Raw genomic sequence first — 16396 nt, forward strand, 5'->3', positions numbered from 1 at the left:
TTTTTCATTGTTTCCTCCTTGCCTATTGTGAATAGTAGTATTTTTAATATAGCATGGGATAAGTCGAGTATGATTAGAAAGTTTTTTAGAATGAAAGGGATGAATGGAAAATGCCATTGAATATGTAACGTTATACATAGTACATTAACAAGAGGGCTTAATTTTAAAAGGAGGATGGGGAATTGCTAGATAAGGCAGGGGCTTTAATAGATAATCATGTGTACACAGAAGAAGAGCAACAAAAACTATACAAACGAACGTTAATAATCGTCAGCATTTCACAAATGTTTGGCGGTGCAGGACTAGCTGCTGGTATTACAGTGGGAGCACTTCTTGCGCAGCAAATGCTTGGAACAGATGCATTTGCAGGATTACCAACTGCTATGTTTACATTAGGATCGGCATTAGCAGCTTTCATAGTAGGGAAGCTTTCGCAACGATATGGACGCCGGATAGGTCTTGCAACAGGGTTTATAGTAGGTGGATTTGGAGCAATTGGTGTTGTAATGGCAGCTTTAACAAATAGTATTATTCTTTTACTTATTTCTTTACTTATATATGGTGCCGGTACAGCCACGAATCTACAAGCTCGTTATGCAGGTACAGATTTAGCAGATAAGAAGCAGAGAGCAACGGCTGTTAGTATTACGATGGTAATGACGACTTTCGGTGCAGTTGCAGGACCAAATTTAGTAGGGGTAATGGGAAGTTTTGCTCATTCAATTGGAGTTCCTAAACTTGCAGGTCCGTTCATACTATCGGCAGCAGCATTTATACTGGCGGGTCTAGTTCTTTTTGTTATGCTTCGTCCAGATCCTTTGATTATTGCTAACATAATAGAAAGATATAAACAGGAACATACATATAAAGGACAACCAATAACAGAAGAAGCGAAAGAAAATAAACGAGGTATTACAGTTGGAGCAATCGTAATGATACTTACGCAAATAGTGATGGTTGCGATTATGACGATGACGCCAGTTCATATGGGACACCACGGTCACGGTTTAAGTGCAGTAGGACTTGTGATAGGTTTTCATGTAGGTGCAATGTATCTTCCATCTCTCGTTACAGGAATGTTAATTGATAAAATTGGCCGAACTACAATGAGCATAGCTGGTGGAGTGATTTTACTTGCAGCGGGTGTCATAGCTGCGATAGCGCCAAGTGATTCTTTATTATTATTAATCGTTGCTCTATCTTTACTTGGGCTAGGATGGAACCTCGGATTGATAAGTGGTACAGCACAAATCGTTGATTCCACAACACCGTCTACACGTGCTAAAACACAAGGGAAAATAGATGTTTTTATTGCGCTAGCTGGAGCTTCTGGTGGAGCGATGTCAGGTATGGTAGTAGCGAATTCAAGTTATGCGGCATTGTCATTGGCTGGAGGCGTGTTAGCGTTATTACTTATTCCTGTTGTGATATGGTCTCGAAAAGCGGCAAGAAATTAAATGAAAAAGAGGTTCTAGTTACTGACTAGAGCCTCTTTTTATACACTTAAATTAAATTCCACTCTACAATAAGCCCTAAATGCGTAAGTCCGCCACCAAATCCGTATAGTAAAAGTGTGTCTCCGTTATTTAACCTTCCTTCTTTTATAGCTAAATTTAAAGCGAGTGGAATGGTGACTGAAGAGGTATTCCCCATATATTCCACGCTCGTTAATGTTTTTTGTATTGGAATTTGAGATTTTTCGCAAATAGATTCGATCATTCGTAAGTTAGCGCTGTGGGGTATGAACTAGTCTATATCATCTACTTGCATATTTGCGTTATGTAATAAATTTTTTATGCCTTTTGGCACTGTTCGTGTTGCCCATTTATATACTTCTCTTCCATTTTGAACGATTTTTTCATTTGTTTGCAGTGGTGTTCCATTCATAGTAGTAGATAAGTTTGTTCTATATAGATGAATGCCGCCATCACCATTTGTTCCCATGTGAGCAGCGATAAAGCTTTGGGTGTCTTCATCTCTTTCTAATAAATAGCTCCAGCACCATCACCGAATAAAATACAGGTCGTTCTATCGGTATAATCAGTAACTTTAGATAATGTCTCTGTCGCTACGACAAGTACTTTTTCATGTGATCCAGAAGTGATTAAGCTATTACCGACGTGTAGTCCATATGTAAAACCAGTACAAGTTGCATTTAAATCAAAAGCTAGTGTATGAGGTATGTTGAAGTATTGTTGTATTTGGCAAGCAACACTAGGGAAAACGTAATCAGCAGTAGTAGTAGCGACAATGATACAGTCGACATCTTCTAAGTTTTTCTTATATGTTGTACATAAATTTTCAATTGCTTTAATGGCTAAGTTTGAGGAGTATTCTTCGTCGCTAGCGATTCTTCTTTCCTTCATTCCTGTTCTTTGTACAATCCATTCATCATTCGTATGGACCATCTTTTCTAAATCGTTATTAGATAATATTTGAACTGGAACATAAGTACCAATTGCAGTAATACGAGATTTAGAATGCATAGGAACATCTCCTAACTTTTATTTTTTATAACCTGATACTAATATTAGGATATAAAAATGTCAATAAAGATTTTTGTTGTGAGAAAAACTCGCAAAAAATGACGATTAAAGTAAAAATATAAAGATTTTCTTTAGTGTGATATAGGTTGTTAAACCTTGTGAAAGCGAATTATTTATGCTACACTTTATGTAACTTAAAATGAACGGAGGGGCTTCCTTTGATCTTAATCAGATTACGTCTCAATACTTTGTGCCAATAATTGAATAGCGCTCAAAGGCTCTGTCTGTGTACAGAGTGAACGGGATTGGTCTGCCTATTTTAAAGGAACCCTTTATTAAGCTTATATGTGAAAAAGAGGGAGGGACGAATACGCCCTCTTTTTGTTTTGCCTTTATAAATAGAATGGGATTGTATAAGTGAACACTTACTGTGGATACGTATACAATCTTGGGACTTTTTGACTATAAAATAGGATGAAAGCATAGCTTTCTTCTATTTCTTTGGTGAACCCTTATCCGTTTACGAAAACACAGGCAGCGACCTGTGTTTTTTATTTTACGTAATCGAAATGGAGGAATAAATATATGGAAGAAGTATTACAAAGAGCAGTTTTAGTTGGAGTAAATGTAGGTAATGAAGATGATTTTGCATATTCGATGGAAGAGTTAACAAATCTTGCGGAAGCTTGTAATGTAGAGGTAATTGGGCAAGTAACGCAAAATTTACAACGAGTAAATCCATCGCATTATATCGGAAAAGGAAAGATTGAAGAAGTTGCAGCGTATGTACAAGAAATAGATGCGAATATGGTTATCTTTAATGATGAATTATCTCCTTCACAAATTCGAAATTTAGAAGAGGATTTAGATTGTAAGGTAATTGATCGTACCATTTTAATTTTAGATATTTTTGCGCAGCGTGCGAAAACGAAAGAAGCACAGCTACAAGTAGAAGTAGCCCATCTTCAGTATATGATGCCTCGTTTAATCGGTCTTCGTGAATCGTTAGGAAGACAGAGCGGCGGCGTTGGTACGAAAAATAAAGGTGTCGGTGAAAAGAAGTTAGAGTTAGACCGTCGTAAAATTGAAGAACAAATTTCAGTTTTAAATAAAGATTTAGAAGCGCTCGTTGCCCAGCGTCAAACGCAGCGAAAGCAGCGTAAGAAAAATGAAATACCTGTTGTAGCATTAGTAGGTTATACGAATGCAGGAAAGTCAACGACGATGAATGCAATGCTTGAAATTTATAATGGTACAGAAGAAAAACAAGTATTTGAAAAAGATATGTTATTCGCGACGTTAGAAACATCTGTACGAAATATTGATTTGCCAGATAATAAATCATTTTTATTAACAGATACAGTTGGATTTGTAAGTAAATTACCACATCATCTTGTGAAGGCGTTCCGTTCAACGTTAGAAGAAGTAGCGGAAGCAGACCTACTTATTCACGTCGTAGATTACGCAAATCCAAATTATGAACAATTAATTGATATTACAAATGAAACGTTAAAGAAAATTGGAGTAGAAAATATTCCAACAATCTATGCTTATAATAAATCAGATATGGTAGATGTTGAAATTCCGAAAGTGCAAGAAGATCGCGTTTATTTATCAGCGAAGAAACATGTTGGAATTGAAGAACTTGTAGAAATGATTCGCTCACACATCTATAAAGAGTATACGAAGTGTGAAATGTTAATTCCATATGATCAAGGACAGGTAGTTTCGTATTTCAATAATCATGCACACGTTTTATCTACGAGTTACGAAAACGAAGGTACCAAATTAGAAATAGAATGTAAGACGAGTGATTACGAGAAGTATAAGCATTTTGCAATTTAATGTAAGAGGCAACCCAGTATGTGATTGGGTTGTCTTTTTTTGTACTGTTTTACCGCTGAAAGTTACAAGGATGCAAGCCAATGACGGGAGTTAAGTTATATTTCTGGAAAAAGAAATGAAAGCAGTATAGAATAGAAATGTTTCAAAAGTCAGAATTTATTACACCTACTGTAATAAATATATATTTTGTACAGAAAGGGGAGATTCACATATGCAGGCAGTTTCACACAAAAAAACTGTAGAAACACCGACAATATATCGAATTTTATTTGCGATTAGCTTTGGGCATTTTTTAAATGATTCGATGCAAGCAGTTGTGCCGGCGTTGTTTCCTATTTTGGAAAAAACGATGAATTTATCCTATATGCAAGTAGGGTGGATTGCGTTTGCATTAAATATGACGTCATCGATTATGCAACCGGTGTTTGGTATGTATTCAGATAAGAAGCCGTCACCATTTTTATTACCACTCGGCATGTTTTCAAGTATGCTTGGAATGATTGGACTCGCGTTTGCACCAAACTTTATTATTGTTATTATTTCTGTTTTATTTATTGGTTTAGGTTCCGCGGTCTTTCATCCAGAAGGCGCTCGTGTTGCGTATATGGCGGCAGGTGCAAAACGAGGGTTAGCGCAAGCAATTTATCAAGTTGGGGGAAACACGGGGAATTCTTTAGCTCCTATTTTTACAGCGCTAATTTTCGTTCCACTCGGTCAAATTGGTTCATTAGGTTTTACAGCATTTGCAGCAGTAGGAATTGTATTATTAATTTTCGTATCGAATTGGTACAAAAATGAATTAGCAACCGGTGCTGTAAGAAGGAAGAAGAGGGCTGCACTTGAGGCGGAAAATGCAATTGTAAGTACACACATTAAATTCGTTATTATACTTCTTGTTTTTCTTACTTTTGTACGCTCTTGGTACGGTGCTGGTATCGGGAATTTCTATCAATTTTACTTAATAGAGCATTACGGTTTATCTATAAAAAATGCCCAGTATTTCGTATTCGCATTTATGATTGCTGGTGTGTTAGGAACTTTCTTCGGAGGACCGTTAGCAGATCGATTTGGTAAGAAAAATATCATCGTATTTTCAATGTTAGGTTCAGCGCCACTTGCACTGTTATTACCACATGTCTCACTTGTGTGGGTCGTACCGTTATTTTTATGTATCGGTTTTATTAGTTCAAGTAGTTTTAGTGTAATTGTTGTATATGCACAAGAGCTTGTACCTGGAAAAGTGGGAATGGTGTCAGGATTAATTGTAGGTCTTGCGTTTGGACTTGGAGCATTAGGTGCTGTAGTTCTTGGGAAATTAGCAGATATATATAGCCTGCAATTTATTATGCTATTATGTAGTTGTCTACCATTAATTGGACTCACTTCATGGTTACTGCCAAATGATAAGAAAACGATAGAATAGGGGATGCGCTATGAAATTGTGTGAAAACGTTACGGAATTAATAGGAGATACACCTGTCGTCCGATTATCTAAATTTATTCCGGAAGACGCAGCGGACGTGTATGTGAAACTAGAAATGTTTAATCCATCGCGCAGTGTGAAAGACCGTGCTGCTTATAATTTACTGCACGTTGCAGAAGAAAATGGTCTCATCAAACCAGGAGATACAATTATTGAACCGACAAGCGGGAATACAGGGATTGGTTTAGCGATGAATGCAGCAGCTAAAGGGTATAAAGCGATTTTAATTATGCCAGATAATATGTCAAAAGAGCGTATTAATTTATTGAAAGCATACGGAGCAGAAGTAGTTTTAACACCAGCAGAACAAAGAATGCCAGGAGCAATTGCGAAGGCGTTAGAATTGCAAAAGCAAATACCGAATAGTTTTATTCCGCAACAATTTGAAAACCCAGCTAATCCGAATATTCACCGTTATACGACTGCGCTTGAAATTTACGAACAAATGGATGGAGAGCTGGACGCTTTTGTTGCAACGGCAGGAACAGGCGGAACGATTACAGGGACTGGTGAAACGTTAAAAGAGAAATTACCAAACTTATATATTGCAGTAGTGGAACCGAAAGGATCTCCCGTTTTATCAGGTGGTGTGCCAGGTCCTCATAAACTAGTAGGAACAAGCCCAGGGTTTATCCCGAAAAACTTAAATACAGAAGTGTATAACGAAATTATTCAAATTGCAGACGAAGAGGCTTTAACGACAATGAGAAACTTAGCTAGACAAGAGGGATTATTAGTTGGACCGTCTTCTGGAGCATCTGTTTACGCTGCAATCATGATAGCGAAACGTCTAGGCGTTGGTAAAAAAGTTTTATGTATTGCGCCTGATACAGGTGAACGTTATTTGAGCATGGGGTTATTTGAATAAAAAGGATAGAAACACCTTAATAGTGAATAGCTGCTATTAAGGTGTTTGTTTTATGGAATGAAGAGGGGGAGAAGAACAATGAAACTATTAAAACCAATCCATGAATATAGTGAGCATATTACAGCGTATAGACACGCGTTTTTACACTCAGGGGAACAACCACATGGAAGTAGTTCTTTACAAAACTTTGATTCTCTTGATGAATGGTTTGAAAAAGTGAGTAAACAAGAACTAGGAGAAAATTTACTAGCTAATCGAGTGCCATCTAGTCAGTTTTTAAGTTTTGAAAAAGGGGAACTTATAGGTTTTGTGAATATTAGACATAGATTAAATCCAGAATTATTACGGGAAAGCGGTCATATTGGATATAGTGTCCATCCAAATAAACGTCGCCACGGTTACGCTACGAAACAACTACAACTTGCATTAGCTGAAGCGCAAAAATTAGGATTGCAGAAAGTATTAATAACTTGCGATAAATCCAATATCGGTTCTGCTAAAACGATTCAAAAGGTTGGCGGTGTGTTAGAAAATGAAGTAGTTTCTTCTCGTACTGGTGAAGTTATTCAGCGCTATTGGATAGAAATATGATTAAGTAGGAATTTGAAAAGGTAATGCAAGCTGTAATATCGAAATAGATAAATGAAATATAGGGGATTACTGCAATTTTAGGGGGAAATGAAATGGGATTAAAAGAGAAAGCGATAGAGATGTCAGAGATTTATAGGCAAAATCCGAAAGTAGAAGCTATTATTTTAGCGGGTTCAGTAGCTAGAAAGCTTGAAGATGAACATTCAGATATAGAATTACATATTTTATGGTCAACACCGCCGGAAGATGAGGATCGTAGGGCCCCTATTTATCATATTGATGGGAAAATATTATCGTATCATCCGTATGAGGAAGAAGAATGGTCGGAAACGTATTTAACGAATGAGGGAATTAAATTAGAGATTAGTAACTTTTTAACAGAGACAGTAGAGAAAGTGATTTCGGATGTGGTGGATCAATATGATATAAGTTATGAAAAACAATGTATTGTATCATCCATTCATGATGGTGTTAGTTTGTATGGAGAAGGGAAAGTGAATGAATTAAAAGAAAAAGTAGCGGCATATCCAGATGAACTAGCAAAACTGATGATTTCAGAAAATCTATGGTTAAGTAATCGTTGGCACAATCGAAAGGCGCTTTTAAAACGGAAAGATTGGCTTATGCTTTATGACGTTATTTGCGAAGTACAAAGGAACGTATTCGGTGTTTTATTTGGTTTGAATAAAATGTACGTACATCATCCAGCGTTTAAATGGATGCCTAATAATGTGGAACGAATGACTATTAAACCTGAAAAATTATATGAACGTATGGCAGACACATTAATAGGGAATCCAGAAAAAAGTGTACAGGAGTTAGAGTTGCTAATAGAAGAAGTGTTGCAACAAGTTCATACATACGCGCCAGGAGTAAATGTGGATGAGCAAGAAAAATCTATTTTTTATTTTGTGAAATAGAAAACAGTAATAAGGGGGAAGTTATGGGTTTTTTTAATAGGTTTTTTAAAAAAGTTGAAAAAGTAAATGAGCAAGAAGCCACTCTTCATGAATTAAGTGAAGAATTGTATGTTGAATCACCGGTAGAGGAAGCGACTAGTTACTGGGTATCAATGGCACAAAATATAATTGTTAATGCTGTAAAGGCGGCTGACAATGATGTGGAACGTGCCTTCGTATTATTGAATTTGAAGAAAGGTGAGGCTTCATTTGATATTTTCTATCAAATAAATGGGCAATTGTATTTCTGGGATCAGCTAGAAAATGAGACGATAAGAAATAGAATTCAGAACGAGTTGTTACCGCAAGCTCCAGAAGTTTCAAATGCAGTAAATGAGCAATTTCATGAAGCTGATCACCCTATAATTTCGTTTGCGCAATTGCAGTTTGAATGGGAAACGAAAGCCTGGTTTTCACATATAATTTGGGAAGATAACCTTGCTGCTCAATTGCCCAAAACTCAAATTCTAAATGAATGGTTTCGTGTAATTAAAGAAGAAACGAAAAATAGACAACTGGATAGTGATGCGAAATTTTCTTGGTATCCATCAAACTCTTAAAAAATTAATACAGAGAGACAGGTTATGTTTCTAGATGATTTGTATTATTGAATAAGTATCAATAATACGTAATTCTTTTTCTATTGCCTGTTAGAATTTGTTATGTACTAATCCACTTGTTTTCTAAACTAAAAACTTATATTTCGAATTTTGGAATAGATTGTAATACATAAAAATTCAAAATATAAGTTGACACTATTTTTAATGTGTGATAAAAATGATAGTAATCAATTCGGAAAATAATATTTGGGCAATGAAAGGGTATAGTAGTGAATATCTCCCTATTTCAGAGAGCTGATGGTTGGTGTGAATCAGTATATAGATTATTCATGAAGTTCGTCCTGGAGCATCTTTCATAAATCTCGCATTATGAGGAAATGAAAGACGGTAGTTTATACCGTTATCAAATAAAGTGGTGAAGATTTTTTCACAACTAGGGTGGTACCGCGATATTTATCGTCCCTACGTATTTACGTAGGGACGTTTTTTATTTAGGTCCTAACTTTGGTGTGTCTTCATAACTAGGGTGGTACCGCGATATTTTATCGTCCCTACGTTTTTGCGTAGGGGCGTTTTTATTTAGGTGGTTTCTTAGTGTTCTTCACAACTAGGGTGGTACCGCGATATTTTTGTCGTCCCTACGTATTTACGTAGGGACGTTTTTTTATTAGGGAGGAAGTGAACGTATTAGAAAAGAGTATTGATAGAACAATATAAATACCGAATTGTAACAAAGAAAAAGAGATAGAGAGGAGATTAACAAATGAATTCACAGCAATGGACATCGAAATTAGGTTTCGTATTAGCTGCAGCAGGTTCGGCAATTGGTCTTGGGGCGATTTGGAAATTCCCATATATGGCCGGCATTGGAGGAGGCGGAGCGTTCTTCCTAATTTTCATCGGTTTCACATTATTAATTGGTTTACCGCTATTATTAGCTGAATTTGTTATTGGAAGAAGTACACAAAAAGAGGCTGTCGATGCATATAGAGAGATTGCTCCTAAAACGTTATGGCCTTGGTTAGGTAAATTAGGAATTGTAACATGTTTCATATTACTTTCTTTCTACAGTGTTGTAGGAGGCTGGATTTTATTATATTTATGGAATGCAATTACAGGTAGACTATGGGAAGGAAATGGAGCATACGAAGCTACGTTTGGTGAAATCATTTCCAATCCATATTTAGCAGTTGGATCACAGCTATTATTCATCCTTATTACTATTTTCATCGTAAGTAAAGGTGTACAAAATGGTGTTGAAAAAGTAAATAAATATTTCATGCCAGCATTATTCGTTTTATTCTTTGTATTAATCGTTCGTGCACTTACATTAGATGGTGCTGGAGAAGGCGTTCGTTTCTTCTTACAACCTGATTTCTCACATGTAACATCAGAAGTTATATTATACGCAATGGGGCAATCGTTCTTCTCATTATCTGTCGGGGTAGCCGTTATGGTAACGTATAGCTCATACTTACCGAAAGAAGAAAGCTTACCACGTTCAGCATTTTCTATCGTAGCCTTAACTCTTGTTATTACATTACTTGCAGGACTTGCAATTTTCCCAGTTGTGTTCGCATTTGGAATGGAACCATCTCAAGGGCCGGGACTATTATTTATCGTGTTGCCAGCTATTTTCAGTAAAATGGCGTTCGGAAAATTATTCTTCATTGTTTTCTTATTACTATTCTTCTTCGCTACGATTACATCAGCAATTTCGATGTTAGAAATTAGTGTTGCATCGTTAACATCAAAAGGTAAAGGGAAACGTGAAAAAATGGCCTTAATCGTAGGGTTATTAATCTTCGTTGTTGGGGTACCATCAGCATTATCATTCGGTATATTAAGTGATCTGAAGATTTTCGGAAAGACAGTCTTTGATTTAGCGGACTATGCAGTAAGTAACGTTTTAATGCCACTTGGTGTATTATTAGTTTCTATCTTTGTTCCTTTAAAAATGAAGAAAGATGTATTAATGAAAGAGCTAGGTGTAAGTAAAAATAAAGGTTATAAACTATTCGTATTATGGTTATTCTTACTTCGTTATATCGCACCAATTGCGATTATTATCGTATTCTTAAATGTACTTGGCATTATATAAAAAGAAAGGTAGCGTATCATACATAGATACGCTACCTTTTTATTTTGCTCTTTTTTGCAATTCATTTACTGTTACGGACTGATAGCCCTTCTTAGATAAAGAATCTAAAATACCTTCAATCGTTTTAAAATTTTCATTAGACTCATCATACATAGAATGCAGTAAAATGATAGAACCTGGTTTTACATTTTTATTAATATATTCAATTTTATCAGCCACAGATTTATAAAAAGTATCGGGCTCAAGATCCCATATAATCGTTTCGATATTATTTTTATTTAAATAATAGGGTAGTCCAATTAATTTTTTTCCGTTAGGGGGCCTAAAATCAATTTCGTCTGTAAATCCTGTTTGGCGGATTAATGAATTCGTTTTTTCTATTTCATCTTTAATAAAAGAAGGTGTTTTGAAAACCATTCTATTATGAGAATATGTATGGTTTCCAAGTTGGTGCCCAGATTGCGCGATAGCTTCTCCTAACGATAAATTTTGCTCTAATTCATTTCCAATTAAAAAGAAAGTAGCTTTAGCGTTGTATTTATCTAGTAGCGGTAATATTTGTTTTACATTGTTAGTAGGGCCATCATCAAAAGTTAAAGCAATCACTTTTTCATTTGTTTCTACGCGTTGTGTTAAATCTCCAAATAATTGAAAGCTTCTTGCGTTCATCAATTTGTATGTTCCGAATAATGCCGTGATAATAAAGAATAGTGTAACGATTGTAATGATAATTTTTTTCTTCATAATGTAACCTCACAATGATTTTTAATTCAGTTAAAAAGTATTATATCAAACTAAGTAATTTCGTGCTTTAAGAAGGGTGTGGATGCAAGGAGAAGGAATTTATCATATAATAAAATGCAAAAGGTATATTAGGAGGTGTTTATATGGCGATTATAATTCAATTGCCAGACACTGCAACGTCTCATGCAAAGCCAAGTATGGAAATGGCGATACTTTGCGTGAGGTAGACAAGTAATATACAATCGCCTATATGAGCTCGTATCATTTTTTATATTTGGCTTTGCACCTTATTGAAATGAACCATAAAAAATAAGGGGCGAGCAGAAATGAAATACGTAAAAGCTAATGCTGTTTTACCAGAGAGTTTAATTACTGAAATTCAAAAGTATATACAAGGTGAAACAATTTACATTCCGAAACAAGAAACGAAACATTATAAATGGGGTACACGATCTGGCGGAAGAAAACAACTAGATGAAAGAAATAAAGCAATTAAAGAAGCGTTTAAAAGTGGGATTGCTATTCATCAACTTGCAGAAGAATATTTTCTTTCTGGGGAAACGATTAAAAAGATTGTGTATTCTAAATAAGAGGAAAAGAGTCTGATTCATATATTACTTTGAATCAGACTCTTTTTGTTTTATGTGTATTGGATATATGAGGTGTGAACGGGCATGATAATAGAAAAAATGTGCCGTTTTTTTATTAAATGGTATACAGAGCACTTGAAAAGTAGAAAGGTGAACATATATGAATCATATTGGACAAATAACGATAGAGCTTTTAGTTGGTTTTTTTGTTCTATTAATTGCTACAAAAATATTAGGGAAAACACAAATATCTCAGCTAACGCCCTTTGATTTTATTTCTGCAATCGTCCTAGGTGAGCTCGTTGGAAATTCAATATATGATCCTAAAATTAAAGTATGGTCTATTTTATATTCAGTATTTGTTTGGGTAATTTTAATTTATACTATAGAAGTGATAACACAAAAAGTAAGAGGAACAAGAAGGTTTTTTGAAGGATATCCTTCAATTATTATTCGTAACGGAAAGATTGATCGTGAACAATTAAGCGTAAATCATTTGGATATAAACCAATTACAACAAATGCTTAGGCAACAAAAAGATATATTTTCAATCCGAGAAGTTGAATATATGATATTGGAACCGAACGGAAACATAAGCGTTCTGAAAAAAAGTAAATACGAATCTCCTACTATAAATGATTTAAGTTTAAAACATAAGCCTGTATACTTACCAATTTCATTAATTAGTGATGGAAAAGTAGTTAAGGATAATTTGAGGGAAGCGGGATTTGATGAAGGATGGCTTTATAAACAAATAAAGCAAAAAGGAATTACTAAATTTGAAGACGTATTATATGCGGAATGGAAAACAGATGATGGCTTCTTTTGTCAGGAAATGCAGCGGTAGAGAATAAGTGATATATGTAATGTTTGTTTCTAAGTTATCTTTTACATATCAAAAAACGTAATCATTGTATACAATAAAACTAGATCAACAATTTGTATGGAGTGATAAAGATGGAAGCGTTTATTAGAAGTGATCAATATAATTTTATAAAATCACAAGCTTATATTTTAGCAAACGGGCATGCAACGGCAAATGATAGAGGTGTAATTCAAGCGTTAAAATCGCTTGCGATTGAAAAGATAATACATGTATTTGAGAATTTAACGGATGAACAGAAGGAGTTAATTGATACGGTATTAACAGTTCAAAATAGAGAAGATGCAGAATCATTTTTAATGAAAATAAATCCGTATGTAATTCCGTTTCAAGAAGTTACAGCACAAACATTAAAAAAGTTATTTCCTAAGGCGAAAAAGTTAAAACTTCCTGATATGGAAGAAATGGATATGAAAGAAATATCTTATTTAAGCTGGATTGATAAGGGATCAAGCAGGAAATTTATTATAGCGAAAAATGATAAAAATAAATTTGTTGGTCTGCAAGGAACGTTCCAAAGTTTAAATAAAAAAAGCATTTGTTCGTTATGTCATGGACATGAAGAAGTAGGAATGTTTTTAGTTGAAATTAAAGGCGATGTACCAGGAACTTTCGTTAAAAAGGGAAACTACATTTGCAAAGATGGTGTAGCTTGCAATCAGAATATGAAATCGCTAGATAAATTGAACGATTTTATTGAACGCTTGAAGAAATAACGAGAAAACCTCTAGTATTTAAACTGGAGGTTTTTATTTTTTGAAGAAGTAAAATAAGCTTTCTTTGTAAATGTAGATTTATAATGAAATTTGATAAAAATATCTATTATGATACAGTTGCTTATATGCAAGGAGGTAAAACATGGATTACCTTTTATCGAAAGAAAAAGTGAAACGATGGCCAAAAGATACGATAGCGGCGGGGCGTGGTCATACTGTTGGTCTTAAACGAGACGGTACGGTGACAGCAGTGGGTTGGAATGAGTATGGTCAATGTAACGTAAGTGATTGGCGAGATATTGTAGCGATAGCGGCTGGTTGTGCACATACAGTCGGACTAAAATCAGACGGCACGGTGATCGCGGTAGGTAATAATGAATTTGGCCAATGCGATGTAGGTAGCTGGCGCGACATTCGGTTGCCTGGCAAATAGTCAATTTACAATAAATCATTAGTAATATTATTCTATTTTAGGAGTAATTATGGAATAGGATATGTAGAAAATAATTAAACTTAAATCTGCTGAATAAGAATCTCTTTTGAAAAGGGATTCTTATTATTTTTCATAAAATGAGGGTATAAATGGAATTTTCGAACAAATTTTATTTCAAAATTACAGTAGAAGATATAAATAAAGTATAGAGGAGATAAAGGAATGCTTAAAAGGTTTTTACTTTCTTTACCGGATGTTTTACTTATATGTATCGTTCTCTACATAATGTACACAAATTCTTTTAGTTTTGGACAGATGCTAGTAATTTCCATTGCAATCGGAATTATTGGTGGTCTTGCTATTAGAATTTGTAAGGATGTATTCACGTATATAAGATGGACAATTAAACAAAGAAAAAATTGAATATGTTTAATAGTTATTAGGAGGGAATGAAATGACTAAGAAAAAGAATAGAGTGAAAAACGAGATAGTACTTTGGTCACTAACAGCAATTGTTCTATTAATTGTATGGTACTTTTATCAAAAATAAAAACGCATCGTACTAAAAAAGCACGATGCGTTTTTATTATTTTTTTTGCCAATTTTCTTTTATAAAGTCTTCACGACCAGATTCCTTTTGCTCAGTAGCATATTTCTCTGGATTCTTTTTATAGAAATGTTGGTGGTATTCCTCTGCTTCGTAAAAAGGTGCAGCAGGACGAATTTCAGTCACGATTGGATCTTTAAACATACCGCTTTCTGCAAGAGCTTGTTTTGAGTTTTCAGCAAGTTCTTTTTGTGTTTCGTTATGATAAAAAATAGCGGTACGATAAGATGGACCACGGTCAAAAAATTGTCCGCCATCATCAGTTGGATCGATTTGTGGCCAATATAAGTCTAGTAATTTCTGATAAGGGAAAATAGAAGGAGCGAATGTGATTTGAACGACTTCTAAATGTCCAGATGTTCCAGCCTTTACTTGTTCGTATGTTGGATTTTCTATATGACCACCTGCATAGCCGGAAAGCACTTTATGAATACCAGGAAGTTCATCAAATGGCTTTACCATGCACCAAAAGCAACCACCGGCGAAAGTTGCTAGTTCGTATGTTTTTTCGGACATTGCTGTAATCCTCCTAAATGTATATGTTTTATATAGTATTATATAAATTGTTTTATTACGCAATAAAAAAGATTTGAAAATATATGTTTTTTATAAACAAGATCCTCCGCTAACATCAATTAATTGTCCAGTAACCCAGCGGCTGTCTGGAGAAGCAAGGAATGCAGCAGTATCGGCGATGTCTTCTACTTCACCTAAGCGATTGAAAGCGGAAATAGTAGTAGCATACTGCTTCATCATTGGTTCGCTCAAGAGTTCTGCATTCATATCTGTTTTAATAAACCCTGGAAGTATTGCATTCACCGTTATTCCTCGTGCTCCGAGCTGTTTTGCAAGAGTAAAAGTCATTGTATTAATGGCGCCTTTCGTCATACTGTATGCAACAAAATCAGGTAAAGAAATGCGGGTGGCAGCTGATGAAATATTAATAATTCGGCTATTGTCACGTAAACGTGGTAGTGCTTGTTGAATGATAAAGAATGGTGCCTTCGCATTTATTGAAAAAATTCTATCAAAAAATTGTTCAGTCGTTTCTTCAATAAAAGCACCAGGACCAATGCCGGCGTTGTTTATTAAAATATCAAATTGTGTTTCACCAGTGCGCTTTTGTAATTCAGTATCTAAAGTGTTATAAAGGTTTTCTACACCGTGTAATGATTCTAGATTTGCACCGATAGAAAAAGCTTGGCCACCATTTGATCGAATTTCATGAACAGCTTCTTCAGCGTCTTCTTTTCGATTACCATAATGAACAGCAACTAATGCACCGTCGTTTGCTAAACGTTTTGCGATAGCACGTCCAATTCCTCGGCTTGCTCCTGTAACTAACGCTATTTTCCCTTTTAACATAGTTTTCTCATCTCCTCATAAACTGTATAAGTTTTTCTTTATGTAGTAATGCAAACATACTTAAGCAATATATGAGTGTATGTAAGTAATTCATTCCAATTTTGATTTGAGAAAAAATAAATAGAATGAATTTTGATTTTTTTGAAAAAACATGTTGACAACGAA

General features: G+C 35.0%; 15 protein-coding genes, 2 pseudogenes and 1 other annotated feature. Of the genes and pseudogenes, 13 read left to right on the forward strand and 4 right to left on the reverse strand.

Going from position 1 to position 16396, the window contains the following annotated elements:
• Positions 1-182 precede the first annotated feature (182 nt).
• Complete coding sequence (locus tag ACTJJY_RS02900; RefSeq protein WP_440604958.1) at positions 183-1457, forward strand: MFS transporter; 1275 nt, start codon at positions 183-185, stop codon at positions 1455-1457.
• 46 nt (positions 1458-1503) lie between these two features.
• Here ACTJJY_RS02900 and ACTJJY_RS02905 read toward each other — a convergent pair.
• Positions 1504-2486 (reverse strand): annotated as a pseudogene (locus tag ACTJJY_RS02905) (ketoacyl-ACP synthase III).
• 585 nt (positions 2487-3071) lie between these two features.
• Between ACTJJY_RS02905 and hflX the strand changes: the two are divergent.
• The 7 genes from hflX to ACTJJY_RS02940 all read left to right on the forward strand — a co-directional run bounded on the left by hflX (position 3072) and on the right by ACTJJY_RS02940 (position 10893).
• Positions 3072-4331, forward strand: coding sequence for a GTPase HflX (gene hflX, locus ACTJJY_RS02910; RefSeq protein ID WP_440604959.1), 1260 nt, complete (start codon positions 3072-3074; stop codon positions 4329-4331).
• Positions 4332-4542: 211 nt separating this feature from the next.
• On the forward strand, positions 4543-5754 hold the full coding sequence (locus ACTJJY_RS02915) for an MFS transporter (protein ID WP_440604960.1): 1212 nt from the start codon (positions 4543-4545) through the stop codon (positions 5752-5754).
• Between the two features lie 10 nt (positions 5755-5764).
• The gene (gene cysK, locus ACTJJY_RS02920) at positions 5765-6682 is read left to right on the forward strand and encodes a cysteine synthase A (protein ID WP_000762273.1); all 918 of its coding nucleotides are present in this window, start codon (positions 5765-5767) and stop codon (positions 6680-6682) included.
• A gap of 78 nt (positions 6683-6760) precedes the next feature.
• On the forward strand, positions 6761-7273 hold the full coding sequence (locus tag ACTJJY_RS02925; protein WP_440604961.1) for a GNAT family N-acetyltransferase: 513 nt from the start codon (positions 6761-6763) through the stop codon (positions 7271-7273).
• A gap of 92 nt (positions 7274-7365) precedes the next feature.
• Complete coding sequence (locus tag ACTJJY_RS02930; protein ID WP_440604962.1) at positions 7366-8193, forward strand: DUF4037 domain-containing protein; 828 nt, start codon at positions 7366-7368, stop codon at positions 8191-8193.
• A 23-nt stretch (positions 8194-8216) separates the two neighbouring features.
• Complete coding sequence (locus ACTJJY_RS02935; protein WP_440604963.1) at positions 8217-8792, forward strand: hypothetical protein; 576 nt, start codon at positions 8217-8219, stop codon at positions 8790-8792.
• A 244-nt stretch (positions 8793-9036) separates the two neighbouring features.
• Positions 9037-9259: a binding site (T-box leader), on the forward strand.
• Between the two features lie 296 nt (positions 9260-9555).
• The gene (locus ACTJJY_RS02940; RefSeq protein ID WP_001088187.1) at positions 9556-10893 is read left to right on the forward strand and encodes a sodium-dependent transporter; all 1338 of its coding nucleotides are present in this window, start codon (positions 9556-9558) and stop codon (positions 10891-10893) included.
• A 39-nt stretch (positions 10894-10932) separates the two neighbouring features.
• Here ACTJJY_RS02940 and ACTJJY_RS02945 read toward each other — a convergent pair whose 3' ends face one another.
• The gene (locus tag ACTJJY_RS02945; RefSeq protein WP_440604964.1) at positions 10933-11637 is read right to left on the reverse strand and encodes a polysaccharide deacetylase family protein; all 705 of its coding nucleotides are present in this window, start codon (positions 11635-11637) and stop codon (positions 10933-10935) included.
• A 326-nt stretch (positions 11638-11963) separates the two neighbouring features.
• On the opposite strand from ACTJJY_RS02945, the gene ACTJJY_RS02950 reads away from it, so the two are divergent.
• The 5 genes and pseudogenes from ACTJJY_RS02950 to ACTJJY_RS02970 all read left to right on the forward strand — a co-directional run bounded on the left by ACTJJY_RS02950 (position 11964) and on the right by ACTJJY_RS02970 (position 14682).
• Positions 11964-12227 (forward strand): CD3324 family protein, encoded by a 264-nt coding sequence (locus tag ACTJJY_RS02950; protein WP_000878325.1) that lies wholly within the window; start codon positions 11964-11966, stop codon positions 12225-12227.
• 160 nt (positions 12228-12387) lie between these two features.
• Positions 12388-13074 (forward strand): DUF421 domain-containing protein, encoded by a 687-nt coding sequence (locus ACTJJY_RS02955; RefSeq protein WP_001015543.1) that lies wholly within the window; start codon positions 12388-12390, stop codon positions 13072-13074.
• 110 nt (positions 13075-13184) lie between these two features.
• The gene (locus tag ACTJJY_RS02960; RefSeq protein WP_000387074.1) at positions 13185-13826 is read left to right on the forward strand and encodes a FusB/FusC family EF-G-binding protein; all 642 of its coding nucleotides are present in this window, start codon (positions 13185-13187) and stop codon (positions 13824-13826) included.
• 193 nt (positions 13827-14019) lie between these two features.
• Positions 14020-14259: pseudogene (locus ACTJJY_RS02965) on the forward strand (hypothetical protein); the annotation flags it as partial.
• A gap of 222 nt (positions 14260-14481) precedes the next feature.
• Complete coding sequence (locus tag ACTJJY_RS02970) at positions 14482-14682, forward strand: hypothetical protein (RefSeq protein WP_000919314.1); 201 nt, start codon at positions 14482-14484, stop codon at positions 14680-14682.
• Positions 14683-14845: 163 nt separating this feature from the next.
• Here the strand turns inward: ACTJJY_RS02970 and msrA are convergent, their stop codons facing one another.
• Positions 14846-15382: a peptide-methionine (S)-S-oxide reductase MsrA gene (gene msrA, locus ACTJJY_RS02975; RefSeq protein ID WP_440604965.1), complete on the reverse strand. Its 537-nt coding sequence runs from the start codon at positions 15380-15382 to the stop codon at positions 14846-14848.
• Between the two features lie 90 nt (positions 15383-15472).
• Positions 15473-16231, reverse strand: coding sequence for an SDR family oxidoreductase (locus tag ACTJJY_RS02980; protein ID WP_440604966.1), 759 nt, complete (start codon positions 16229-16231; stop codon positions 15473-15475).
• Between the last annotated feature and the right edge of the window lie 165 nt (positions 16232-16396).

The sequence above is a fragment of the Bacillus sp. 22475 genome (assembly GCF_052044835.1).
GTDB lineage: Bacteria > Bacillota > Bacilli > Bacillales > Bacillaceae_G > Bacillus_A > Bacillus_A cereus.